This window comes from Paraburkholderia sp. Ac-20342 (genome assembly GCF_017104985.1).
Lineage (GTDB): Bacteria > Pseudomonadota > Gammaproteobacteria > Burkholderiales > Burkholderiaceae > Paraburkholderia.
In genome coordinates, this window is record NZ_JAAGPQ010000114.1 from 1 (window position 1) to 22660 (window position 22660).

24 protein-coding genes and 1 pseudogene are annotated in these 22660 nt (G+C 65.6%); 10 read left to right on the forward strand and 15 right to left on the reverse strand.

The window, feature by feature from the left end; genetic code table 11:
* A pseudogene (locus G3N58_RS30215) lies at window positions 1–909 on the forward strand (cobalamin biosynthesis protein CobT); the annotation flags it as partial.
* 433 nt (window positions 910–1342) lie between these two features.
* On the forward strand, window positions 1343–1618 hold the full coding sequence (locus G3N58_RS30220) for a hypothetical protein (protein ID WP_167041839.1): 276 nt from the start codon (window positions 1343–1345) through the stop codon (window positions 1616–1618).
* Window positions 1619–1871: 253 nt separating this feature from the next.
* Here G3N58_RS30220 and G3N58_RS30225 read toward each other — a convergent pair whose 3' ends face one another.
* Window positions 1872–2549: a MarC family protein gene (locus G3N58_RS30225; protein WP_167041836.1), complete on the reverse strand. Its 678-nt coding sequence runs from the start codon at window positions 2547–2549 to the stop codon at window positions 1872–1874.
* Window positions 2550–2933: 384 nt separating this feature from the next.
* Between G3N58_RS30225 and G3N58_RS30230 the strand changes: the two genes are divergently transcribed.
* The 4 genes from G3N58_RS30230 to G3N58_RS30245 are packed head-to-tail and all read left to right on the forward strand — an operon-like array spanning window position 2934 to window position 5498.
* The gene (locus tag G3N58_RS30230) at window positions 2934–3149 is read left to right on the forward strand and encodes a DUF3311 domain-containing protein (RefSeq protein WP_167041833.1); all 216 of its coding nucleotides are present in this window, start codon (window positions 2934–2936) and stop codon (window positions 3147–3149) included.
* Window positions 3146–4618 (forward strand): sodium:solute symporter, encoded by a 1473-nt coding sequence (locus G3N58_RS30235; protein WP_206001024.1) that lies wholly within the window; start codon window positions 3146–3148, stop codon window positions 4616–4618. The genes G3N58_RS30230 and G3N58_RS30235 overlap by 4 nt, the downstream gene beginning before the upstream one ends.
* Window position 4619: 1 nt before the next feature.
* Window positions 4620–5270 carry a glutathione S-transferase family protein gene (locus G3N58_RS30240; protein WP_167281736.1) on the forward strand — a complete coding sequence of 217 codons (651 nt, stop codon included), beginning with the start codon at window positions 4620–4622 and terminating at the stop codon, window positions 5268–5270.
* Window positions 5271–5282: 12 nt separating this feature from the next.
* Window positions 5283–5498: a hypothetical protein gene (locus tag G3N58_RS30245; RefSeq protein ID WP_167281737.1), complete on the forward strand. Its 216-nt coding sequence runs from the start codon at window positions 5283–5285 to the stop codon at window positions 5496–5498.
* 36 nt (window positions 5499–5534) lie between these two features.
* Here the strand turns inward: G3N58_RS30245 and G3N58_RS30250 are convergent, their stop codons facing one another.
* Together G3N58_RS30250 and G3N58_RS30255 are read right to left on the reverse strand one after the other, a co-directional pair.
* Window positions 5535–6620: a GGDEF domain-containing protein gene (locus G3N58_RS30250; protein WP_241017288.1), complete on the reverse strand. Its 1086-nt coding sequence runs from the start codon at window positions 6618–6620 to the stop codon at window positions 5535–5537.
* Window positions 6621–6675: 55 nt separating this feature from the next.
* Window positions 6676–7419 carry a hypothetical protein gene (locus G3N58_RS30255; protein ID WP_206001026.1) on the reverse strand — a complete coding sequence of 248 codons (744 nt, stop codon included), beginning with the start codon at window positions 7417–7419 and terminating at the stop codon, window positions 6676–6678.
* Between the two features lie 535 nt (window positions 7420–7954).
* On the opposite strand from G3N58_RS30255, the gene G3N58_RS30260 reads away from it, so the two are divergent.
* Entirely contained in the window at window positions 7955–9022 is a 1068-nt protein-coding gene (locus G3N58_RS30260) for an FUSC family protein (RefSeq protein WP_206001027.1), read from the forward strand.
* Window positions 9023–9058: 36 nt separating this feature from the next.
* Here the strand turns inward: G3N58_RS30260 and G3N58_RS30265 are convergent, their stop codons facing one another.
* The 5 genes from G3N58_RS30265 to G3N58_RS30285 all read right to left on the reverse strand — a co-directional run bounded on the left by G3N58_RS30265 (window position 9059) and on the right by G3N58_RS30285 (window position 12117).
* The gene (locus G3N58_RS30265; RefSeq protein ID WP_241017289.1) at window positions 9059–9325 is read right to left on the reverse strand and encodes a plastocyanin/azurin family copper-binding protein; all 267 of its coding nucleotides are present in this window, start codon (window positions 9323–9325) and stop codon (window positions 9059–9061) included.
* A gap of 155 nt (window positions 9326–9480) precedes the next feature.
* Window positions 9481–10425 carry a metallophosphoesterase gene (locus G3N58_RS30270; RefSeq protein ID WP_206001028.1) on the reverse strand — a complete coding sequence of 315 codons (945 nt, stop codon included), beginning with the start codon at window positions 10423–10425 and terminating at the stop codon, window positions 9481–9483.
* 192 nt (window positions 10426–10617) lie between these two features.
* Entirely contained in the window at window positions 10618–11256 is a 639-nt protein-coding gene (locus tag G3N58_RS30275; RefSeq protein WP_167041810.1) for a glutathione S-transferase family protein, read from the reverse strand.
* A 55-nt stretch (window positions 11257–11311) separates the two neighbouring features.
* The gene (locus G3N58_RS30280; protein WP_167041807.1) at window positions 11312–11785 is read right to left on the reverse strand and encodes an SRPBCC domain-containing protein; all 474 of its coding nucleotides are present in this window, start codon (window positions 11783–11785) and stop codon (window positions 11312–11314) included.
* Window positions 11782–12117, reverse strand: a complete 336-nt coding sequence (locus G3N58_RS30285) for a metalloregulator ArsR/SmtB family transcription factor (protein WP_206001029.1) — start codon at window positions 12115–12117, stop codon at window positions 11782–11784. Before G3N58_RS30285 ends, G3N58_RS30280 begins: the two co-directional genes overlap by 4 nt.
* A 191-nt stretch (window positions 12118–12308) precedes the next feature.
* Here G3N58_RS30285 and surE point away from each other — a divergent pair, with 191 nt between their 5' ends.
* Window positions 12309–13088 carry a 5'/3'-nucleotidase SurE gene (gene surE, locus G3N58_RS30290; RefSeq protein WP_205990678.1) on the forward strand — a complete coding sequence of 260 codons (780 nt, stop codon included), beginning with the start codon at window positions 12309–12311 and terminating at the stop codon, window positions 13086–13088.
* A 5-nt stretch (window positions 13089–13093) separates the two neighbouring features.
* Here the strand turns inward: surE and G3N58_RS30295 are convergent, their stop codons facing one another.
* The 3 genes from G3N58_RS30295 to G3N58_RS30305 all read right to left on the reverse strand — a co-directional run bounded on the left by G3N58_RS30295 (window position 13094) and on the right by G3N58_RS30305 (window position 15536).
* A complete protein-coding gene (locus G3N58_RS30295) occupies window positions 13094–14008 on the reverse strand; it encodes a DUF4148 domain-containing protein (RefSeq protein ID WP_206001030.1) in 915 nt (304 codons plus the stop codon).
* Between the two features lie 495 nt (window positions 14009–14503).
* A complete protein-coding gene (locus G3N58_RS30300; RefSeq protein WP_167041794.1) occupies window positions 14504–15139 on the reverse strand; it encodes a carbonic anhydrase in 636 nt (211 codons plus the stop codon).
* Window positions 15140–15275: 136 nt separating this feature from the next.
* Window positions 15276–15536: a DUF1488 domain-containing protein gene (locus G3N58_RS30305; protein ID WP_167042002.1), complete on the reverse strand. Its 261-nt coding sequence runs from the start codon at window positions 15534–15536 to the stop codon at window positions 15276–15278.
* Window positions 15537–15823: 287 nt separating this feature from the next.
* On the opposite strand from G3N58_RS30305, the gene G3N58_RS30310 reads away from it, so the two are divergent.
* On the forward strand, window positions 15824–17317 hold the full coding sequence (locus G3N58_RS30310; protein ID WP_206001031.1) for an MDR family MFS transporter: 1494 nt from the start codon (window positions 15824–15826) through the stop codon (window positions 17315–17317).
* Between the two features lie 95 nt (window positions 17318–17412).
* Window positions 17413–19014: a rhomboid family intramembrane serine protease gene (locus G3N58_RS30315; protein ID WP_206001032.1), complete on the forward strand. Its 1602-nt coding sequence runs from the start codon at window positions 17413–17415 to the stop codon at window positions 19012–19014.
* 119 nt (window positions 19015–19133) lie between these two features.
* Here the strand turns inward: G3N58_RS30315 and cobM are convergent, their stop codons facing one another.
* The 4 genes from cobM to cbiT all read right to left on the reverse strand — a co-directional run.
* Window positions 19134–19862, reverse strand: coding sequence for a precorrin-4 C(11)-methyltransferase (gene cobM, locus G3N58_RS30320; protein WP_167281751.1), 729 nt, complete (start codon window positions 19860–19862; stop codon window positions 19134–19136).
* A 19-nt stretch (window positions 19863–19881) separates the two neighbouring features.
* A complete protein-coding gene (locus G3N58_RS30325; protein ID WP_206001033.1) occupies window positions 19882–20625 on the reverse strand; it encodes a cobalt-precorrin-6A reductase in 744 nt (247 codons plus the stop codon).
* Window positions 20622–21824: a cobalt-precorrin-5B (C(1))-methyltransferase gene (locus G3N58_RS30330; RefSeq protein ID WP_206001034.1), complete on the reverse strand. Its 1203-nt coding sequence runs from the start codon at window positions 21822–21824 to the stop codon at window positions 20622–20624. The genes G3N58_RS30325 and G3N58_RS30330 overlap by 4 nt, the downstream gene beginning before the upstream one ends.
* The coding region (cbiT, locus tag G3N58_RS30335; RefSeq protein WP_206001035.1) for a precorrin-6Y C5,15-methyltransferase (decarboxylating) subunit CbiT at window positions 21824–22660 on the reverse strand (837 nt) is incomplete at its 5' end. The genes G3N58_RS30330 and cbiT, both read right to left, overlap by 1 nt.

The following is a 22660-nucleotide window of genomic DNA, read 5'->3' on the forward strand; positions in this document are numbered from 1 at the left end:
GCGGCCTCGGCGGCCGCCGCACGCATGCTGCTGTCGCTTCCGCTCGCCACCGAATTCGACGTGATCGCCGACGTGACCGGCCAGGGCGACAGCGCGGCATGGCGCACGCTGCGCGCCCAGGCGCGTGCCGACACCGCGCCGCTCAAGGACAAGCTCGAGCGCGCCCTGTCCGCCGACGAGCGCATCCGCTGGCGCCGCGAACAGGAGCGCGGCGAGATCGACCGCACGGCGCTCGCGAAGCTCGCGACGTCGCCCGGTTATCGCACGCCGTTTCGCACGCAGCGCGCGGCCAAGGGGCGCGACGTCGCGGTGACCTTGTTGATCGACCGCAGCGGTTCGATGGCCGGCCGCAAGATCGAACTCGCGCGCCTCTGCGCGAGCGCCCTATGCGATGCGCTCACGCAGTTGTCGTTCGATTGCGAAGTGCTCGGCTACTGCTCGCTCGAATCGGCGCCGATGAAGCAGCTCTACGAGCGCCAGCTCGCGGCCGGCGCCGATTTGCGGCGCTATAACCGCTTCGTCGAGCGGCTCGATCTGAAGGTCTACAAGCACTTCGGCGCGACCGATCTGAGCGGCCTCGCCGAAATCGACTGCGGGCACGAGAACCCGGACGGCGAGGCGCTCGCATGGGCCGCGACGCGGCTCGCCGATCACCCGGCCGCGCGCCGCATCCTGATGGTGTTCTCCGACGGCTACCCGTCGACCGGCGACGGCGATCCGCAGGTCTTGCGCAGCGATCTGCGCGAACGCGTCGCGGCGATCGGCAAGCGCGGCATCGAACTGGTCGGCATCGGCGTGCTGACCGATGCGGTCGAAGATTTCTATCCGCGTAACGTCGTCATCAGCCGGCTCGCCGAACTGCCCGCGACGGCGTTCTCGGTGCTTGGCTCGATGCTGCTCACACGCTAGTTTGCCAGTGCGGCGAGTTGGACCTTCGTCGCACAAACCGACTCCATGAACGCACCGAATCGGCGATCCGGCCGATCAAGCGAAATCCGTGTTTTCACCGACGACGGTTTGCACGAATCCGTGCGCAACGGGCTGAAGGCTTCCGAGGTCGGCACGCTGAATCGCGCCAGCGCGAAGGTCGTCATGGCCGGGTAGATGGACCTTGAAATTACAAAAAATCAGCGACTGGATTTAAAAATATTTTCTTTAATCAAAACTGGAATTATAAAAACATGAATTATCTTTTCCTTGACAGAAAAGAATGATGTGGCGAGGATGGAATGTAGTTAATTAATATCAATGGCGATTACAGAATAGTAAAAATTTCGTGTGAACGTATGCTCGCCGGCAAAAATACCTGGCATATGAATTTGTTCCATCACAGGAGAAAACCATGAAGCGCTTTATCTCGAACGCCATTCTTGCAAACGCTGTCTTGTGCTGTGCCGCTGCCTACGCGCAGACCCCGCCGCACAACGTCGGCGACAGGCATCCCAACCTGCGTGCCGCCCAGCATCTCGTTGACCAGGCCAACAGGCGGATCGACGATGCTCAAAGAGCGAACGAATGGGACCTCGGCGGGCACGCCCAAAGGGCTCGCGATCTGCTCGTCCAGGCCAATGAGGAACTCAAGCAGGCGGCGGAAACCGCGAATACCGAGCACAGGTAAACCGGACCTGTTAGCGAACATTGCCGGTGCCCGAATTTGCGGCACCGGCGTTATAGGTATAAATAGCGCTGAAAGTTAATCAGGGGCCAAGTCACACACCTCATGCCGGTCAAGGCCTTACTCGCCTTTGGCCGCCCCGAATCCAGTCTCGATTTCGTACCTGCATCGCGCAACGCTCGCAACCTTCATCAAAGCCTGCCGTGAAGCTTGACTGCGCGCGGTATAGGCAACGTAATAAACGTGTTCGCGCTTTTCATCTCGCCACCGGCGGCATCGTCGCGATCGGAATCAGGAATTCGGACACGCCGGTCAGGATGATCTGCACGCCGATGCACAGCAGCAGGAACGCCGACACTCTCAACGCGACCTTCGTGCCTTCCACGCCGAGGTAGCGCGCGAACACCACCGCGCGGCTATAGACCAGATAGACGGTCACGGCCACCGCGAGCGAAATCGCCACCGAGGCGATGCCCGACATCACGAACGCCGAGAGCTTGTGCGTGCGGTTCGCTGTCAGTGCGATGGCCGTCGCGATCGAGCCGGGCCCGGTGGTGAGCGGCACGGTCAGCGGGAAGAAGGCGCGCGACATCGCATTCTCCGCATCGACGCGCTTCACGCCGGTCTGCTCGGCCGGCTGCGTGTCCGGCGCATTGAGCATCTGCCAGCCGCCCACCGCGAGCGCGAGGCCGCCGCCGATGCGCAGCGCCTCCATCGAAATGCCGAAGAAATGCAGGATCGGCGTACCGATGAAAAACGCCACCAGCAGCACGACGCTCGCGTTGATCGCGATCTTGCGGGCGAGCACGCTGCGCTCCTCGGTGGTCAGCGAGGCGGTCCGGTCGAGAAAAACAAAAGCGCCGCCGATCGGATTGATGATGCTGATCAAGCCGGTAAAGCCAAACAGAATGTCGGAGATCAGGCTTTCGACCATATGTGTGTCCGTAGCGGGCCGCGTCGACAGACGCCGTGCCCTGTTGATGAACCCGGGGCGCGGACCCCACGAACTGCTGCGACGAACCGCGGCCCGGACCATGCTGCATTGCTGGCAGATGATATCGCGCCGCGCCAGCCAGGCCGCAAAAAACCGCGCGCCCCGTGCCCCGCGACGGCGCACGGCGAGTCCCGCTCGCGAGCGGCGCGCCGGGCCGCGCTCTGCCTTGCGGTGCAGCAATCGCACCGGAAAGATGCATCCGCAACTTTCGGAAAACTGACATTTATTTTGAAGCCCTTTACGGGACCAAAGTATCAGGCATAAAGTCGTCAACGCAGCCGTACTTTCAACGACATCTACCCCTTCGTTCGAGGAGTTGCCCACATGCTGCTTCGTGTACTTGCCGCGTTGCCGTTCATCGGCATCCTGGTCGGCGTTGCGTTTGTCAATCGTGTCGAGCCGCTCGTGCTCGGCATGCCGTTCGTGCTGGCCTGGATCGTCATGTGGGTGGTGTTGAGTGCGATCATCATGGCGATCGTCTACCGCCTCGATCCGTCCAACCGCCAGCTTGCCGCCGACGCCGAGGAGGTTCGCCCATGAGTGCACTCGTCATCATCGCGGCCGTCACGCTCGGCGCGCTGTTCCTCGGGGTATGCGCGCGGCGCGGCCACGACATGAGCCTCGAGCAGTGGAGCGTGGGCGGCCGTAGCTTCGGCACCGCGTTCGTGTTCCTGCTGATGGCCGGCGAAATCTACACGACCTTCACGTTCCTCGGCGGCAGCGGCTTCGCCTATGGCAAAGGCGCGCCGGTCTACTACATCCTCGCCTACGGCACGCTCGCCTACATCATCTCGTACTGGGTGCTGCCGCCGATCTGGCGCTACGCGAAGATCCACCGCCTCGTCTCGCAGCCGCACTTCTTCACGCGCAAATACGACAGCCCGGCGCTCGGCACGCTCGTCGCGCTGGTCGGCGTGGCCGCGCTGATTCCGTACCTCGTGCTGCAGCTGAAGGGGCTCGGCATCATCGTCGCGACGGTTTCGTACGGCGCGATTTCGTCGACGGCGGCGGTCTGGATCGGCGCCTGCGTGGTCACGGCCTACGTGACCGTGTCGGGCGTACGCGGCTCCGCGTGGAACTCGGTCGCCAAGGACCTGCTGATTCTGGCGATCGTGCTGTTCCTCGGCATCTATCTGCCGCTGCACTACTACGGCGGCTTCTCCGACATGTTCCGCGCGATCGACGCCGCCCGCCCCGGCTTCCTGTCGTTCCCGGCGCGCGGCTCGAGCGTGGTGTGGTTCCAGTCGACCGTGCTGCTGGCCGCGCTCGGCTTCTTCATGTGGCCGCACACGTTCGGCTCGATCTACACGGCGAAGGACGAGCGCATCTTTCGCCGCAATGCAGCAGTGCTGCCGCTCTATCAGCTGATCCTGCTGTTCGTGTTCTTCGTCGGCTTCGCGGCGACGCTGCGCGTGCCGGGCCTGACCGGCGCCGACATCGACCTGTCGCTGTTCCGCCTCTCGCTGCAAACGTTCGACCCGTGGTTCGTCGGCGTGATCGGCGCGGCCGGCATTCTGACTGCGCTCGTGCCGGGCTCGATGATCCTGACCTCGGCCTCGACGCTGCTCGCCAACGACGTCTATCGCGGCATGCTGAACCGCGGCGCATCGGATGCGACCGTCGCCACGATTGCCCGCGTGCTCGTGCCGATCGTGGCGCTCGTCGCGGTCGGCTTCACGCTGCACGGCGGCGCGACGATCGTCGCGCTGCTGCTGATGGGCTACAACTTCGTCACGCAGCTGTTCCCGGCCATGATCTGCAGCCTGCGGCCGCACAACCGCGCGACCAGGCAAGGCGCGTTCTGCGGCATCGTGGCCGGCGTCGCGGTGGTCACGCTGACCACGCTGCTGCACTGGAGCGTCGGCCAGTTGATGCCGTTCCTGCCCGATGCGCTGAAGGACGTCAACATCGGCATCCTCGCGCTGGTGGTCAACGTGATCGTGTTCGTGATCGTGAGCGCGGTGACGCAGCCGCGCGGCGCCGAGCAGACGCACGCGTCGGCGCATTGACATGTCCTACGTTCTCTACTATTCGCCCGGCACGGCCAGCATGGCCGTGCACTGGATGCTGATCGAACTGGGCGTGCCGTTCGAGACGCGCCTCGTCGATTTCGGCGCGGGCCAGCAGCATGATCCGGACTATCTGCGCCTCAATCCCGCCGGGCGGGTGCCGACACTGATCGTCGACGGCACGCCGCGCCATGAATCGGCTGCGTTGCTGATGCTGCTCGCCGAGCGGCACCCCGACGCCGCGCTCGCGCCGGCGGTGGGCTCGACGCAACGCGCCGCATGGATCGAGTGGATGATCTACCTCGCGAACACGCTGCTGCCCGCGATGCGCGACTGGTTCTACGCCGACAAGGACGGCGACGCCGGCGGTGCCGACGCGGTGCGCGCGCTCGCGCGGCGCCGCATCGAGGAGGCTTGCGAACGGCTCGATACGCACTTCGGCGGAGCGGAACACGCGTATTTAACCGGCGACAGGCTCAGCACCGCCGACCTGCTCGCGGTCGTGCTGATGCGCTGGACGCGCAACATGCCGCGGCCGGCGACGGACTGGCCGCATCTCGCGAGCTATATCCGCGGGATGCGCGCGCGGCCGTCGTTCATTGAGCTGAATGCGCGCGAGAAGTTGATGGGGTGGATGAACGAGGAGCGGTGACGTGTGTTTAGCATGAACAAGGCCGAATTGATCCGTTATATGCGGATACAGAATGACGCCGCAAAGGCTTGCGATCTGGCGATTAAGATTGAATATCCGTCACCAAAGGAACGGGCGCAACGCAACCATATAGAACTATATGATGTTATGGCAGCACGCTGCCGCTATGTGCTTAGAAGTCAACAAAATGAATTTCTGCGCGATCTCTATTCGATCAAAACGGGCTAAACGCCGTAGCTAATCCATTGAACTTTATCGAATCCCTCACCCCTCCCGCTCCACCCCCCCCGTCGGCGCCGCGAACGCATAACCGTCCTTGCCGTCGCGCTTGACCCGATACATCGCGGCATCGGCTGCGGCGACCAGGTGGCGCGGATCGTCGACGTCGTCGGGAAAGCTCGCGATGCCGATGCTCGCGCGCACGGGGCCGACACCCATTTCCTCGTCGGCGCGGACCACGCAGGCGATCAGCCGGCGCGCGATCTCGACCAGTTGCGTTTCGTTCACGAACTCGCGCACCAGCACCGCGAACTCGTCGCCGCCGATCCGTGCGACAAGGTCGCTCTTGCGCACCGATGCGCGGAACCGCGCCGACACGTCGACGAGGAATGCGTCGCCGGTGCGATGCCCGAACGAGTCGTTGACCTGTTTGAAGCCGTCGAGATCGATATAGAGCAGCGCGACCCGCCGCTCTGCGATCGCGGTCCGCGCGCCGTCAGCGGCATCGTCGAGCGCGGTAAGCAGCATGCGGCGGTTCGGCAAGCCCGTCAGCGGATCATGCAGCGACGCATGCTCGAACTCGTGCGATTGCCCTGCGAGTTGCCGGTTGCGCTTCGCATACATGCCGAGCGCGGTAATCAGCATGCAGAACAGCAGCGTGGCGAGCACGATCAGCGTGCGCGAGACGTGCGTCGCGCGTAGCCGCACGTCGGCGCTCGACGCCTCGCGTTGCGCGTGCCAGAACGCATACACGTCGCCGAGCTGCGCCACCGTAGTTTCGGGCGGCGCATCCGCCGCGAGCGTGGACGGAAGCGGCGGTGCCGGCGACGGGCTCGCGTCGACGAGCGCCGCCAGCGAGGCAAGACGCCGCGCGAATTCGCCGCGCGCCGCGCGATAGCCTTGCTGGTAGGCGGCGTCGCGGCTCACACCGGACATGCGCTGCCACACGGCCAGTTGTTCGCGCGCGCTGTCGGCGTGCTCGGTCGCTTCGAGCACGAGGCCCGCGTACTCCTGCTTGAATTGATCGGAGAAGACCGTGCGGATCTGCGTCGCGAGATACAGCACGCCGAACAGCAGACACAGCAGCGCGGCCACGGCGACGCTCGCCGGTCCGGGCCGCCAGCGGCGCATCCCTATCCGCGTGCGAACGGCGCCGCGCGGGCCGGCTCGCACGGCGGCAACCCACTCAAGGATGCGAGTAAATGTCTTGTTGTCGTCCGTTGCCATGTTGACGATAACTTACGCGTCGAAAGAAACTGCCCACGCGCGCAAACAGGCCGTCCTTGTGCTTCGCGTTCGACGACGCATGCCTTCCCTGCTGCGCGAGTCGCGTTTCTTTCGACGCACGGCCGGACGCGGGCTGCGCCGTGGAATCGGCGGCCTTCGCGGCGCGAAGGGGCGTGGATGGAGCAGAAGAGGTAGCCGTAGCAACGGGCGGATCAGCCGATGCATCAGCTACGGAATCAGACAACGTGCCTGCCAGCTGCACCGCAGGGGCAGCCCCCGCAACAGGCGGAGGACTCTGCCTGATCTGCCCCGACCACCCGCCCGGATCGTTGCCATGCTCGTTGGCGGCTTCGCGCGTATCAACGGACGCGGCCGGTTGCGTGCGAGACGCCTCGGCTTCATGCGCGACGCTCACCGTCGCCGTCGCAGCAGCAGCCCCGCCCGGCTTCGGCGAACCGAGCGCCGCACGCGCCCCGGCGATGGCCTGCGCATACACCTGCTGGTCCTGATCGAACCAGACGCCATAGGCGATGGTGCCCAACACGCCGAAAGTCAGCGCGACTGCCGCCGCGACGCAGAGCGCGAGGCGGCTGAAACGCCGCGGCACAACATCCGTCCGGTACGAACCGTCGAGGTCGAAGTCGCTATGTGGGTCGTCGGTTGCGGAATCACGCACGCGAATAGGATCGTGATCGGTAGCCATTGCAATACGCTCCGGGTACGTGCCACTTCGGGCTGACCAGTGGCCGCGAGCCGCGCTTGCGCGCCGCCGTTGCACGCACTGTTCGATGAATGTAGTCCTCTCGCCTGCGGGCCACAACAGGTTGACGTTGCGCTTTTGCCGCGTCCTTGTCGAGCCTCAATCGCGTTTGAAAATCAGGCTACCCATCGCCATGCCAAACGGCAACAAGGCAGGTAAAAGCTGCAACGCGGCAGGTAGGCGCGTCGCCGCCCCCGGCCGCTACGCCAGATGCGACAAGGGTTCCGCGAAACACGCCAGAGCGGTGGCTGTCACCGATGCAACAACTACGCCTGCCCCGTGGACAGCGCACGATGCAAGGCCACCGCTTGAAACGGGCTTTTGCCGAGACACGCGCCACATGCGGCGCGAGGCCTCCACCGAACTTGCCGCGGCACCGGATTCCCGAAATAGTCCGCGTGTAATGGTAAGTTCTCGTTCACGCGTTTCGCGAACGCGGGTTGCGAAACGCATAACGTCATCGCTCAGCATGCCAATCATGTCCAACGTGTATCAGCACAAACCTCTGACGCCTTTTCGCCGCGCCTTCGCGCGCTTTTCGCTGTCCGAAACCGCCAAGTACGCGAAGCTCACGCTCGGGCTGTGGATCGGCTTCGGCATCCCCTATCTGCTCGGCTATCCCGATGCGGCCGTGCCGCTCGCCGGTTCGACGATGCTGACGCTGGCGCTCGGCAGCTCGATTTCGGCTGCCCGAAGCTATTTCTACAAGCGCGTGTTTTCCAACGTGGTGGCGATGCCGATCGGCACGCTGCTGATCTGGCTCACCGCGCCACATCTATGGCTCGGCGCGGCGCTGCTGCCGGTCGTGATCTTCGGCATCGTGGCGTTGCGGCCATCGCTGTTCCAGATGACCAGCATCACGGTGCCGATCACGCTCGTGCTCTATACCGGCGAACATATTCCGCTGCTCGAACAGCGCCTGATCGGCGTCGTGCTCGGCATGTTCCTCGGCTTCATCATCCAGCAGATCGCGTTTCCGCCCGATCACGGCTACTGGGCGAATACGCTCGTCAACGACGGCAACGAGCAGGCGACCGGCATCGTCGAGCAGCTCGCGGCCGGCACGCTCGAAAAATCTCAGATCAAGCCGGCCGCGGCGAAGCTGCGCGCGCTAAGCACGAACCTCAAGCAGGCGCATCAGTTGCTGAAAACCGATCTCGAACAGGCCTGGGTGTCGCCGCATCTGAAGCGCAACGAGGTGCGGCTGCCGGTATTCGCGTGCTATCAGGAGACCTTCGATACGCTCGTCAATTTTCTCGAGACCATGGACACGTTCCATGCCCCGTTCGCCGCGCTCGATGCGGCATGGCGCGAGGCGTTTCTCGCGCGCCTCGGCCTGCTCGTCGCCGTGCACCGGCAACTGGCCGAGGCGGCGGACCTGCGCGTCGAACGTGCGCCGCTCGCCGCGCCGCCGCTACACATGGAAGACCTGCGTCAATTGAGCGAGGACCTGCCCGCGTCCAGCGTATTTACGAGCGTGTATCTCGGGCATCTGACCGGCTACGGAATTCTGCTGTGCCGCCTGAGCGAGCTGCACACCGCATGAGTGGCATGCAGTTCGCCGTGCAACTCGCCATGCGGCTTACTGCACCGTGATCGTCTGCTTCATGTTCGGATGAATGCCGCAAAATATCTTGTAGATACCGGGTTTATCGAACCTGAACTGATACGTGTCGTTCTGATCGAGCGCGGCCGAGCGGAACATGCCCGCATCGTTGACGACCGTGTGCGGCTCGCCGTCGAGGTTCGTCCACGTCACCGTCGAGCCGGCTTTGACGGTCATTGCCATCGGCATGAACATGAAGTTCCTGATGACGGCGGCATTGGGGCTTTGCGTCTGCGTCTGCATGTGCCCCTGCACCGGCGTTTGCGCCTCGCCCGATCCCGCCGACATCGCGAGAATCAGAACGCTGCCGAGCAGGTTGAAAAATACACGGACCACGATACGGGTTTGCATGATCGATCTCCTCAGGGCGCGAAAAAATGCGGGCTTCGCCGTGCCGTTCATGCGAGCGTCGCATCATTGAGCGTCGCTTTGAGCGGATGCCGCGCGATGCTGACGCTCGTCACGCCGAGCATCTTCGGCAACTGGTCGCTCGCGACTTTCAGCGGCCCCGGGCCGTCGCCATGGCCGGCGGTCGGCTGCGGATAGGCGGTCGAGCGCGCGGTATGGAACGTGACGTTGCCCTCGACCTTCGACACGATCTGATGGATATGGCCGTTGAGCACCGTCACCGAACCGAAGCGCTTCAGGTAGCTCATGGCCTGCCCCGCGTCGCCGGTGCCCCAGCCCCACGGTTCGTAGATCGTCCACATCGGCATGTGCGCGAACACGACGACCGGCGTGCTCGACGAGCGTCCCTTCAGATCGTTTTCGAGCCACGCGAGCTGTTCGTCGCCGAGACCGCCGAGGCCGTTCGGCTTGAAATGCATCACGTTGACGAGGCCGACGAAATGCACGCCCTGATGATCGAAGCTGTAATAGCCGCAGTTATCGGAGGCCTTGCCGAAGCGGTTGAAGTATTCGGTGCCGGGGCCGTCGGTCACGTCGTGCTCGCCGGGCACCGTGTGCAGTTCGGTGATTTTCAGGTCCGCCAGCAGTTGCGCCGCGAGATCGAATTCGGATGCCTTGGACAGATGCGTGATGTCGCCCGTGTGGATTGCGAGCGGCGGTCTGGACGGCATCGCGTTGACGAAGTCGATCGTCTGTTTCAGCGTGCCCGCGACGTCGGGATTCGCTTCCTTGTTGAAGCCGATATGCGTGTCGCTGATCTGCAGGAAAAGCGGCACGCCCGTCGATGCCGACGCGGTTTTTGCATCGGCGGCGAGCGCGAGTTCGACCGGCGCGAGCACGCCGCCCGACAGCATGAACACGGTGCCGAGTCCACCGAATGCAAGACATTTGAGCGCGCCGCGACGCGCCGGATCGAACGGATGATGTGACGACATGATGACCTCACGAAGAAGATTCGCCGCAGAAGCTGCGGGAGTGTCCCGCGGCCACTGCGGCCCGGTTCGTGAGGCATGACTGGCGCTGCGCGGGTTTTATTCCCGCCGGCCGTGCTCAATGTCGTCGTGTCGATGGCGGCGACTTCCGCCGCCGCGTGTGAAGCGTGCAATCATGAAGCGCGCAAGCGCGACTCACGCCTGCCAGGCGGCCTGTCCGGCGCGTTCGGGAAACGGCTTGCGCCACGCGTCGAAAGCGTTCAGCTGATCGTGCCAGCGCTGTACTTCGGAGAATTCATTGAGCGGTATCGCCGCCCTCGGCGCATACGGCAACATCGCGCCAACCAGAAAATCCGCGACCGACAGGTCATTGCCGAGCAGCCACTTGCGGCCCTTCAGGTGTTGCTCGAGCACGGCGGCGTTCTTGCGGAACAAGCCCTGCGCCTCGGCGACTTTCGCTTCATCGGGTGCGCCGATGCCGACCCACGCCTTGACCAGGTATTCGTAGTAAAGCGCGCCCGCCTGACGAAACAGATGCTGGCTATTCCAGCTCATCCAGCGCACGACCTCGATCTGCTGCTGCGGATCTCGCGGCCAGAGCCCCGAGTCCGTGCGTTGCGCGAAATAGCAGGCGATCGCGTCGGCTTCCCAGAGCTTGCGTTCGCCTTCGACGAGCACCGGCACCTTGCCGTTCGGATTGATCGCGAGATACTCCGGCTTCGTTTGCTCGCCTTTGAGCAGGTCGACGAACACGTAGTCAATCGGCAAATCGAGGTAGCGTGCCACAGCGCAGACTTTGCGCGGAGCGGGAGTTTCAGCGTAGTAAAGCTTCATATCCGGTCTCGGGTTGAGTTAAGAAGATGTCGAAGTGGCGTTACCGTACACGCATTCATGTTCCGCTGCAGCGAGCTTCGCCAGCCTGTGCCTCCAGGAAGCGTTCGAGCTTGTCGAACGAACCGCTCCAGCCGGTCCGGTGATCGTCGCGCGCGGCTTCGTCGAAGAACTGCGCATGCGTGAAGTGGAGTTCCGTGCCCTCGTCGATCGCGCGCAGCACGATCGTCACGAGCGAGCGCCGCTCGGGCATCGTGACCCACTGCCACGTAAAGACCAGCTTGCGATCGGGCTCGACCTCGCGATATTCCCCGCTGCAATCGTGCGTTTCGCCATCCAGCGTCTGGAACACGACGCGAAAGCGCCCGCCCACGCGCGGATCGGCTTCGGCGCTCAGCACCGGGCCGCCATCCGGTCCCCACCAGCGCGCCATCAGTTCGGGACGCGTCCATGCCGCGTACACCTTCGCGGGCGGAACCTTCAGGCGTCGCACGATCGTGAGGCTCGGCTTCTGCGTGGGCTGCGTGGTCATTCGGATTCCCCTTCGACAAAATCGGCCAGCCGGTCGAGACTCGCGGACCAGAAACGCTCATAGCGCCGAAGCCACGCCATGGCCTCTTCCATCGGACCGGCAACGAGTTCGACCGACACGGTTCGTCCGCGCTTCGTGCGAGAAATCAGACCGGCCTCGTCGAGCACGTCGAGATGCTTCATCACGGCCGGCAGCTTCAGCGGCAGCGGACGCGCAATCTCCGTGACCGACAGGCCGGGCTCGCGTTCGAGACGCACGAGGATGGCCCGCCGCGTCGGGTCGACGAGCGCGGCAAACGTACGATCGAGTTGACTGGATGAATACTTCACCATGTGGTGAACTATAGGCGCCAGGCGAACGGCGTCAAGGTTTTTATCGAAATGTCGCGAAATGTCGCGAAGTGCCGGGATCGTTCGCCGGGCGAAGGCCGGATAATGAACGTCCCTGTCTGAACGTCCCTGCCCGCATGAATCCGCCGCGAATCCGGGCCGGTTCACCCACCGATCGAGAGGAGATTGACGCGATGTCCGCTGACGAATCCAAAGTGCCGCGTGTGCTGCTGACCAACGACGACGGCATCGACGCGCCCGGCCTCGCCGTGCTCGAAGCCGTGGCCGCCGAACTCGCGCACGAAGTCTGGGTGGTCGCGCCCGAGCACGATCAGAGCGGCACCTCGCATTCGATCAGCCTGCATTCGCCGCTGCGCGTGAGCCGCCAGGGCGAGCGCCGCTTCGGCGTGACCGGCACGCCCGGCGACTGCGTCGTGATGGGCGTGCGTCATCTGATGCGCGAGGCGCCGCCCACGCTCGTGCTGTCGGGCGTCAATCGCGGCGCCAATCTCGGTGTCGAAACGATGTTCTCGGGCACGGTCGGTGCGGCGATGACCGGCCTGCTGCTCGGGCTGCCTTCGTTCGCGCTGAGTCAGGCTTTTCGCGATCGCGAGCGCGTGCGCTGGGACACGGCACGCACGCTCGCGCCCGGCGTGATCCGCCAGTTGCTCGCGATCGAGCAGGCGGCGCCGACCTGCCTGAACATCAACTTCCCCGACGTCGATGCGGCCGACGCCGGCCCGCTCACGCCGACGCGGCAAGGCGTCGGCCTCGTCGAAGACATCGACGTGCTGCCGCAGGTCGACCCGCGCGGCATGGCGTATCACTGGCTGCGCTTTCAGCGCGGCACGCGCGCGAACGATGCCGACAGCGAAACGGCGGTGGTCGCGGCGGGCCGCGTGTCGGTCACGCCGCTCGCCTTCGATCGCACCGACGACACCACGTTCGCGCGGCTCGCGGCATCGCTGCGCTGAGTGGTTCAGGGCCGCCGCGCGACGGCGGAAGACGGCGTGCCGCCGGGTCCGACCGGACTCGGATTGCCGAAGGCCGGCAGGCTGCCGTCCTCGCGCGCCCGGACGAGTTCGGCCAGGACCTGGGCGCGTGTTTTGCGGCCGTCGTCGCTGGCTTGCGGCGAGGCGTCGGCGGACGGTGCCGGGCCGTTGCTCGCGGCTGGCGCGGCCGGTGCGGTGCCGGATATCGACGCTGTGGGCCCGCTAGCTGGCGCAAGCCGTCGATGCGGCCGCGCGGAAGTTGTTGGCGATGTTTTTTTCACGGCCCTCGTTGTGGACCGCTCGTGCACGGGCACCGATGGCTTGCTTCGCGTGCCGGCAGGCCGTGCATGATGGCCGCGTGAAGTCGTCGCGGCGTTTGCCGCGAGTCGCGTCGGCCTGGCCACGCCTGGCGCATTTCTGGCCGGCTCGCGACGTGCAAGCCGGCGCTCGCGCGACGCGTGCGACTCGTGCGGATGGCTGTTTTTTGCCGCCTCGTGCGATGAGGGGCGAGCGGATCTGAGCGCAGGCTGTCGCATGTTGCTCGCCTGCAATGGCCGTTGTTGCCGCGGCGGTGCTTGCGGCACGCTGAGCGGCGGATCGTTGCGCGGCTCCGTCGATGCAAACGTCGCGTCCGGCGGCGTGTCCGCTCGCGCTGGCGCCGTCGCTCTTGCCCTGGCCGCATCGCTGCGACGCGAGTTATTGTGCGCCGCCCATGGGTTCGTCAGCGCATTGTCGCCACTCCGCTCGACACGCCCCATCGCCACCGATGGGCCCGTGAGTTCGCTGCGCTCGCCGTCGCTCCTGAGCACCAGTTCGTCGTTCGGCAGCCAGTTGTTTTCGAACTGCAGCACATACAGGCCGATCGCCACCACGCCGACGACGAGCCCCGTCAGCACTGCCATTCTCGGTTCGCGATACAAGACGGATTCCCCTTCCAGCAGATCGACGTGCCGGGGCTAGCGCGATACGCACACGCGCGCAAACGCGCGTCGATGCGTACGGGCGCCCCGGGATTCAACCGGAAGTGGGCAGCGATCGATCCGATGGATGCCGCCATCACCGCCATCGCGACCGCCATGCGGCCGCTCAATGCACAGATGAATGAGAACGCAGCATAGGCAGTCGGTTCTCATTGCGCGCAGGGCGTGCGATGAATCGGCGGATCAGGCAGAGCGTGTGTCCGAATCGGGCGAGCGCGCGATGGATAAACCGGCGGCAATTCGAATGTGTGTTGTCCAGATACACGATGCACAACGATGAAAAGCAAACGCGGCGCACTGAACCTCAGTGCGCCGCGCTTTTTACGTCTGCTGCGTTATGGCTTTTTTCGGGCCTGCGGCCTTTGCGTTAATGCCCGCCTGAATACGCGCTAGATATGCCCGATTCCCAAAGCCGCATTAAACGGCATAGATTTCCGGATTCTCCGCAAGCGGTAAAAATTCGCCGGTCTTGCCATCGAGCGCGAGCATCTCGCCGCTTTCGATATTGAAGATCCAGCCATGCAGCCGCAGCGTTTTATTGACGAGCCCGACCGCTACCGGCGGATGCGTGCGGATATTGCCAAGCTGCGCGATCACGTTGTCCTTGACGAGCGCTTCGAGACGCTCGGCATCCGAGCAGTAGTGACGCGATGCGTTGATGGCCTTGGCCGCATCCGCGTGACGCAGCCAGCTCGCGACCGCCGGCATGTGTTCGAGGTTCGTGCAGGTCGAGATCGCCGTCATCGCGCCGCAGTTCGAATGGCCGCAGATCACGATGTCGGTCACGCCGAGCACGGCCACCGCATATTCGACGGTGGCCGACACGCCGCCCGGCTCCGGGCCGTACGACGGCACGATGTTGCCCGCGTTGCGGATCACGAAGAGCGAACCCGGCTCGGTTTGCGTGAGCAACTCCGGCACCACGCGGCTATCCGAACAGGTCACGAACAGCGTGCTGGGATTCTGTGCCGTCGACAAACGCTTGTACAGCGCGCTCTGTTGCGGAAAGATCTCGCGTTGAAAGCGGATCAAACCTTCGATGATTTCCTGCAAGATATTCTCCAGAGTTTCGAAGAGACTGTTTGCTGACTGCCGCGACTATACAGGAGCCTCCCGCCGCTCGCGCGAACCGCCGTGCTAATCGGTGTTGCGCGAGCGACGGATTCGAACCCGGGAGTCCCCGCGCACCTCAACTGAAATCGCTGCCCTCGAGCTCCACCGACTGCCCGCCATTTTTCTCGAGCACGCGCCGTGTGGCATTTTCAATGCGTGCGCGGTTCGCCTCGAAGGTCCCCACCAGATCGTGGGCCGATGAGCCGCCGTTGCCGAAGTGGCTGTTCAGCGCGTCCAGCGATACGCTGCACCATACGCCCGTGCCGTCCACCTTGGCCTCGAAGGCAACGCGCGCGGCGGCTATCACTTCCCGACGTCCAGTGAATTCGATCCTCATCATGGTCCTCCATGTGTCGAAAGGGAATGTTGAATGCGCAACGCCCGTGCCAAAGCGGCAAGGCCGGCCTGACCCGCTTACACGCTGACCCGCTTACCCGCTTTTTCCCGCCCGCTCGCCCGAACGGAGCGGACCCGCGGCCGGGCTTGCCTGCACGAGGAATCCGGGCACGCATGCGCCGTAAGGTGCATACTCCACAGCGGCCGCCTTGCGCGGCCGCGCCGATGCGTCGCGCCTCGCCCCCGGCGAGCCGCCCGACGCGCTCCACACATCGATACTACGCCTTCATGTCCCGCAGCCCTCAATCCGCACGCCATCTCGTCATCATCGCCGTGATGGCCTCGATGGCGATGGTCGCCATCGAGGCGACCATCGTCTCCACCGCCATGCCGCAGATCGTCTCGCAACTCGGCGATCTGCATCTGTATAGCTGGGTGTTCTCGTCGTTCCTGCTCACGCAGACCGCGATGACCGTGATCTTCGGCAAGCTCGCCGACCTCTACGGACGCAAGCCCGTGCTCCTCACGGGCATCGCGATCTTCCTCGTCGGCTCGACGCTTTCCGGCTTCGCCTGGTCGATGCCCTCGATGATCGCGTTCCGCCTGCTCCAGGGCGTCGGCGCGGGCGCGATCCAGCCGGTCGCGCTGACCATCGTCGCCGACCTCTACCCGGCGCGCGAACGCGGCAAGGTGCAGGGCTATCTCGCCAGCGTATGGGCGATCTCGGCGGTGCTCGGCCCGATGGTCGGCGGCTTCATCATTCACAACCTGTCGTGGGCGTGGATCTTCTGGATCAACCTGCCGATCGGCCTCGCGGCAGCGGCCGGCTTCATCGCGTTCCTGCGCGAATCGGAACGGCACGCGCGGCCGTCGATCGACTTCGGCGGCGCCGCACTCTTCATGGCCGCGATCGCCGCCTTGATGATGGCGCTCACCTACGCCGGCGACAACGCCCTCACGCAGGCCGGCTGGGCGGGCGGCGTGTTCGTGGTGTGCGTGGTCGGCTTCGTGCTGCAGGAGCGCCGCGCGGCCGAGCCGATGATCTCGTTCGCGCTCTGGAGCCGCCGGCCGATCGCCGCCTGCAACAGCGCGACGGTGCTGGCCGGCATGATCCTGATGGGCGCGACCACCTTCCTGCCGATGTACGTGCAGGGCGTGCTGCACCGCTCGCCGGTCGTGGCCGGCCTCGCGCTCACGATGATGATGGTCGGCTGGCCGAGTGGCGCGACCTTCGCGGCGAAGTCGTTCCACCGGCTCGGGCTGCGGCGCATGCTGATCGGCGGCAGTTCGTTCGTGCCGCTCGGCGCGGTACTGCTGCTGTTCCTGTCGCCAGGCGCCTCGCCGGTCATCGCCGGCGTCGCGTCGCTCATCATGGGCTTCGGCATGGGCACGTCGAGCGTCAGTTCGCTCATGCTGATCCAGGAGATCGTCAAGCCCGAGGAGCGCGGCAGCGCGACCGCATCGAATCTGTTCTCGCGCAATCTCGGCAGCACGCTCGGCGCGACGCTGTTCGGCGCGGTGCTGAACTTCGGACTCAGTCATTCGAAAGGCGTCGCCACGGTGACGTCGGACCAGCTGAAGGCACTGCTGCAGAACCGCGCGGCCGATCTCGGCGACAGCGACCTGATCCGCCTCGTGCTGCATCAGTCGCTGCACCTGACGTTCGTGTCGATCTTCGTGATCGGGCTGTGCGTCGTCTCGCTGTTCTCGCTCGTGCCGACGATCCGGCTCAGCGGAGACAAGCCGGTGCCGGTCGAAGTCCTGTCGCCGATGGAAGACTGAGCGCTTTCTCTCACTTGAAATAAAAACGCGCCCAACTCAGAATGGCGCAACGCCTCAAAGGCATACCAAGAAAAACATCGAGAGAAGGCGATCACATGGATCGTGTCGAACCCCATCCTGGAGCGTCGGGCCACGCTTCGGGCATGCCCCCTGCCGCGTTTTCCGTTTTCGCGGATTGGGACAGCGCAGCGACTTTCAAGCTGCGCTATTCAGTCCGGCCAAAAAGCTGGCATCTGCGCTGGAATCCGTTGTCCGCCTTGCGCCATGCATTACGCATCAAAGGCGAACTATCGATCCGCCAGGAGCGCGTCGTGCTGCGTCGAGCGAGCGGCCGTCAACAGTACGACTTTCACCGCGACGAAATCTACGACATCGAGTTCGACGGGCGGCAGTTGTGCTTCGATCTGCGCGCGGGCTCGCGCGACGTGCGACGCGTCGCGCTGACCACCGGCAGCCTCGAAGACGTGCAGCAGATCGTCGGCCTGCTGCCCGCGCAGATGACGCCCGCCTTCGCGGCCGAGCGGCGCGCGCTCAACACGATCAACTACCGGCTTGCCGCGCTGACGCCGCACCTGTGGGTCACCTACGCGCTGATCGTGCTGAACCTCGTCGTTTTCATGGCAATGTACGCCGCCGGCGCCGACCCGTTCAAGCCCCATCCGAGCACACTGCTCGACTGGGGCGCGAACTTCGCGCCCGATACGCTCAGCGGCGAGCCGTGGCGTCTGGTGAGTGCCCTGTTCGTCCATGCGGGCCTCGCTCACCTCGTGTCGAACATGCTCGTGCTCTATGCGCTCGGCCGGCTGACCGAACGTTTGTACGGCAACGCGCGTTTTCTCGCGCTCTATCTGTTCGCCGGGCTCAGCGCCAGCATGTTCAGCATCTTCGTGCATCCCGCGCTCAGCACCGTGGGGGCGTCCGGCGCGATCTTCGGCGTGGCCGGCGCGCTGCTGGTCTACGTGCTGCGCTATCGCAAGGAGTTGCCGAAGACGCTCGCGGAGCGCAATCGCAGCGCGATGTGGGTGTTCATTCTCTTCAATCTCTATAGCGGTCTGGTGCATCGCGGCGTCGACAATGCCGCGCACGTCGGCGGCCTGATCGGCGGCATGCTGATCGGCGCGCTGCTTGCGCGGCCGCTCGAACCCGTCGCGCGTGAGCGCCGCTCGCGCACGAGCCTGCTGGCGTCGACGCTGGTGGGGGGCGCCGCGCTCGGTGCGTTCGCCTATCCGCTTACGCACATGGGCGCGGCGAGACTCGAAGATGCGCAGTTCGAGAAAGTGCTGTTCGACATGCATCCTGCCCAACTGAAAGCGCTCGCGGACCTCGACGCATGGCGGCACATGCGCATGGCGTCGCAGGTCGAACGGGACGTGGCCTCGAACCGGCTCATCACCGATATCCTGCCGGAGTGGGACGCCCTCTACACGGCGATCGACCACGCGAAGCTGCCGCCCCGGTCGCCGCGCACCGCGATGCGCACGGCGCTACTGCGCTATCTCGACGACAACCGGCAGATCTTCCACCGCGAAGCGGTGCTGCTGACGCATCCGCAGGAGACCGACGACGCCACGCAGGCTCCGATCCGCGCGCTCGCCAAGGATGCGCGCGACCAGATCGATCTGGTCACGAAGCTTTCGCATGGGCGCGTGGTGCGCCCGCCTGGCGCCGAGCGCAAGGAGAGGCAGGAGCGCCCGTGAAGGCGCTGCTGAGGCGTTGACGAAGCGCTGATGACGCGTTGAGAACAGCGGCCCCATGCAGGCAGACCCAGCACCTACCCGGCACGCACACGCGACATGCCCCCTGCCGCCCGCCACGCTCAAGCGCCCTTCGCGTACAACGTCGACTCCGCGAAGCCCTCGGCGGCCAGCACCTCGCCGACCAGAATCAGCGCGGTCCGTTCGATCGACGTCCCTGCCACCTTGCCGACGATATCGTCGAGCGTGCCGGTGATCTTCTCCTCGTCGGGCCAGCTGGCGCGATAGATCACCGCGATCGGACAGGCGCCGCCGTAATGCGGCCGCAACTCGTCGACGATGCGCGCGAGATGCCGCACGCCGAGGTGAATCGCCAGCGTCGCGCGATGCCGGGCGAGATCGGCGAGCTGTTCGCCCTCGGGCATCGCCGTCTTGCTAGCATAACGTGTGAGGATCAGCGTCTGCGAAACATCGGGCAGCGTCAGTTCGCAGCCGAGCGCGGCCGCGCAGGCGGCCGTCGCGGTCACGCCGGGCACGATCTCGTACGGAATGCCGAGTTCGCGCAGACGGCGAATCTGCTCGCCGATCGCGCCGTATAGCGACGGATCGCCCGAATGCACGCGCGCGACGTCTTGCCCCTTCGCATGCGCGGCTGCGAGCAGCGCGACGATCTGGTCGAGATCGAGGTCCGCGGTGTTGACCACCTGCTCGGCGCGATGTCCTTCGAGCACCGCCGCCGGCACGAGCGAACCCGCGTAGAGAATCACCGGGCAGGCACGCACGAGCCGCTGCCCTTTCACCGTAATCAGCTCCGGGTCGCCCGGACCCGCGCCGATAAAAAACACCGTCATTCAAGACTCCAAACGTTATTCAATGAGCTGTTGCGCCGACCGCGCCGACCGTACGCAATGCGTCGAGCAGATCGGCAACGGCGGCAAACTCGCGCTCGGCCGGCGGCAGTGGCGGACGCCGCAGCATCACGACCGGCAGGCCGCGTTCGCGCGCGACCTCGAGCTTCGCCTCGGTGGCGCCGCCCCCGCTGTTCTTGCTGACGACCACGTCGAATGCCTGCAGCGCGAACAGCGCGCGCTCGCCATCGAGCGTGAACGGCCCGCGCGCCGCGAGCGTGCGCGAGCGCGCCGTGTCCGGGTGCGGGTCGAGCACGCGCACGGTCCAGAACTGATGCGGCGGGATTTCGTCGAGATGCGCGAGCGGTTCGCGCCCGAGCGTGAAGAGCGGCCGCCTGAACGGCGCGAGCGCCGCCGTCAGTTCGTGCCAGTCGCCGACCATGCGCCAGTCGTCGCCGGCTTGCGGCTGCCACGCCGGACGGCGCAGTGCCCAGCACGGCACGTGCGCCGCGCGGCTCGCCTGCGCCGCGTTGGCGCTGATTTGCGCCGCGTACGGATGGGTCGCGTCGATCACGAGCCCGATCCGTTCGCTTTCGAGGTAACGCGTGAGGCCGTCGGCACCGCCGAAACCGCCGACGCGCACCGCGCACTGCAAATCGTCGGGCACCTTGCCGAGACCCGCGAGACTGTACACGTGCGTGGGGCCGAGCCGGCGCGCGATCTTCAGCGCGTCGCCGGTGCCGCCGAGCAGCAGAACCCGCATCATCGCGCGGCTCCGACCAGCTTGCCCTGGCGATCGATCGCAAACGTCTCGACGCCGACCTGCGGCGGCACGATCTCACGCGCGACGGCCAACGCGCGCGCGCAGACGATATCGCCGAGCGGCACCTGCTGCGCATGCGCTAGCGCGAGCGCCTGCTGGCTCGTGTTGGCCGCGCGCATCGCGGCTTGCAGCGCGGCGTCGGCGCCATGCGCGGCGGCCCATGCCGCAAGCTGTTCGAGGTCGATGCTCGAATTGCGGCTATGCAGATCGAGATGGCCCGCCGCGAGCTTGCTGAGCTTGCCGAAGCCGCCGCAGATGCTGAGCCGCTCGACCGGCGCGCGCTTCATATGCTTTAGCACCGCGCCCACGAAATCGCCCATTTCGATCAGCGTGATATCGGGCAGGCCGTAGTGCGCGCGCATCGCGTCCTCGCTCGCGTTGCCGGTGCAGGCGGCGAGATGCGTGTAGCCGTTCGCGCGCGCGACGTCGATGCCCTGATGGATCGACGCGATATACGCCGAGCACGAAAACGGCCGCACGATGCCGGTCGTACCGAGAATCGACAACCCGCCGAGAATGCCGAGGCGCGGGTTCATCGTTTTCAGCGCCAGTTCTTCGCCGCCCTCGACGCCGACCGTCACCTCGAAGCCGCCGCGGTACGCGTGCTGCGCGGCGAGTTCGCTCAGATGCCGCGTCATCATCTGGCGCGGCACCGGGTTGATCGCCGGTTCGCCGACCGGCAGCGTGAGCCCCGCGCGCGTGACCGTGCCGACGCCGGGCCCCGCGCGAAAGATCACGCCGGGCTCGGGCACGAGGCGCACGCGCGCGAAGACGACCGCGCCGTGGGTCACGTCGGGATCGTCGCCGGCGTCCTTGATCGTGCCGGCTTCGGCGATCCGTCCGCTGTGCGGGCTTGCTTGCGGGTTTATTTGCACACCCGCTTGTTCATTGTCATGTTCGTTGCCATGCGTGCCCGTTAACCCGCTGTCCTGCGTCCCGCCCTCATCGCCCCGCGCCACGAACCGGCAAAACACGAGCCGCATCGGTACATGCTGGCCCTTCGGCAGCACGATCTCGGCGACCTCGCTGACCACGCCCGCGAGCAGCAGCCGCGCCGCCGCGAGCGAGGTCGCCGTCGCGCAGCTACCGGTCGTGTAGCCGCTGCGCAGCGGCGCCGGCTGTTCGGGAGTCTCGTCGCGCATCACGAATCGGCCGACCGGTTATCCGGCGACGCATCGGCCGGCTTCGTCGCTTCGAGCAGCGTGATCGGCAACGCCTGGCGCCACGTGTCGAAACCGCCGAGCGGTTGCGCCTGCGCGAGCGCGATACGCGTGAGCGTGCCGCCATGCTGCTCGCGCCATGCGACGAGCGCCGCCTCGCCTTGCAGCGTGACCGCATTGGCGACGAGCCGGCCGCCGTTGCGCAGACTCGCCCAGCAGGTGTCGAGCACACCGGGCTCGCTCACGCCGCCGCCGATAAATACCGCATGCGGCGCGGGCAGCCCCTGCAACGCGGCGGGCGCGCGGCCGGCCACGAGTTGCAGCGCCGGCACGCCGAGCGCATCGCGATTCCGCTCGATAAAGCCCTGGCGCATCTCGTGCGCTTCGATCGCAATCGCGCCGCAGGCCGGATGCGCGCGCATCCACTCGATGCCGATCGAGCCGCTGCCCGCGCCGACGTCCCACAGCAATTCGCCGGGCGCCGGCGCGAGGCGCGCGAGCGTGATCGCGCGGATATCGCGCTTGGTCAACTGGCCGTCGTGAATGAACGCGTCGTCGGGCAGGCCGCCGCTCAGTGGCAGACGCGGCGCATGCGCGGACGCGCGGCAGTCGAGCGCGATCAGATTGAGCGCGGCCATCTCGCCGGCCGGCCATTGATCGGCGCGGCCCTCGATGCACCGTTCCCGCTCGCCGCCGAGATGTTCGAGCACGCTCATGCGCGTCGCGCCGAAGCCGCGCGCGACGAGCGCGGCCGCGAGCGCCGCGGGCGTGCCGCCATCGGCGCTCAGCACGAAGAGGCGCGCACGGTCATGCAGATG

Bases quoted from the DNA above. Each gene is read 5' to 3' on its own strand.
- G3N58_RS30220 (WP_167041839.1), top strand. From the start codon at position 1,343: ATGAAGCGCTTTATCTCGAACGCCATTCTTGCAAACGCTGTCTTGTGC.
- G3N58_RS30225 (WP_167041836.1), bottom strand. From the start codon at position 2,549: ATGGTCGAAAGCCTGATCTCCGACATTCTGTTTGGCTTTACCGGCTTG.
- G3N58_RS30230 (WP_167041833.1), top strand. From the start codon at position 2,934: ATGCTGCTTCGTGTACTTGCCGCGTTGCCGTTCATCGGCATCCTGGTC.
- G3N58_RS30235 (WP_206001024.1), top strand. From the start codon at position 3,146: ATGAGTGCACTCGTCATCATCGCGGCCGTCACGCTCGGCGCGCTGTTC.
- G3N58_RS30240 (WP_167281736.1), top strand. From the start codon at position 4,620: ATGTCCTACGTTCTCTACTATTCGCCCGGCACGGCCAGCATGGCCGTG.
- G3N58_RS30245 (WP_167281737.1), top strand. From the start codon at position 5,283: ATGAACAAGGCCGAATTGATCCGTTATATGCGGATACAGAATGACGCC.
- G3N58_RS30250 (WP_241017288.1), bottom strand. From the start codon at position 6,620: ATGCGCCGCTGGCGGCCCGGACCGGCGAGCGTCGCCGTGGCCGCGCTG.
- G3N58_RS30255 (WP_206001026.1), bottom strand. From the start codon at position 7,419: ATGGCTACCGATCACGATCCTATTCGCGTGCGTGATTCCGCAACCGAC.
- G3N58_RS30260 (WP_206001027.1), top strand. From the start codon at position 7,955: ATGTCCAACGTGTATCAGCACAAACCTCTGACGCCTTTTCGCCGCGCC.
- G3N58_RS30265 (WP_241017289.1), bottom strand. From the start codon at position 9,325: ATGCAGACGCAGACGCAAAGCCCCAATGCCGCCGTCATCAGGAACTTC.
- G3N58_RS30270 (WP_206001028.1), bottom strand. From the start codon at position 10,425: ATGTCGTCACATCATCCGTTCGATCCGGCGCGTCGCGGCGCGCTCAAA.
- G3N58_RS30275 (WP_167041810.1), bottom strand. From the start codon at position 11,256: ATGAAGCTTTACTACGCTGAAACTCCCGCTCCGCGCAAAGTCTGCGCT.
- G3N58_RS30280 (WP_167041807.1), bottom strand. From the start codon at position 11,785: ATGACCACGCAGCCCACGCAGAAGCCGAGCCTCACGATCGTGCGACGC.
- G3N58_RS30285 (WP_206001029.1), bottom strand. From the start codon at position 12,117: ATGGTGAAGTATTCATCCAGTCAACTCGATCGTACGTTTGCCGCGCTC.
- surE (WP_205990678.1), top strand. From the start codon at position 12,309: ATGTCCGCTGACGAATCCAAAGTGCCGCGTGTGCTGCTGACCAACGAC.
- G3N58_RS30295 (WP_206001030.1), bottom strand. From the start codon at position 14,008: ATGGCAGTGCTGACGGGGCTCGTCGTCGGCGTGGTGGCGATCGGCCTG.
- G3N58_RS30305 (WP_167042002.1), bottom strand. From the start codon at position 15,536: ATGAGGATCGAATTCACTGGACGTCGGGAAGTGATAGCCGCCGCGCGC.
- G3N58_RS30310 (WP_206001031.1), top strand. From the start codon at position 15,824: ATGTCCCGCAGCCCTCAATCCGCACGCCATCTCGTCATCATCGCCGTG.
- G3N58_RS30315 (WP_206001032.1), top strand. From the start codon at position 17,413: ATGGATCGTGTCGAACCCCATCCTGGAGCGTCGGGCCACGCTTCGGGC.
- cobM (WP_167281751.1), bottom strand. From the start codon at position 19,862: ATGACGGTGTTTTTTATCGGCGCGGGTCCGGGCGACCCGGAGCTGATT.
- G3N58_RS30325 (WP_206001033.1), bottom strand. From the start codon at position 20,625: ATGATGCGGGTTCTGCTGCTCGGCGGCACCGGCGACGCGCTGAAGATC.
- G3N58_RS30330 (WP_206001034.1), bottom strand. From the start codon at position 21,824: ATGCGCGACGAGACTCCCGAACAGCCGGCGCCGCTGCGCAGCGGCTAC.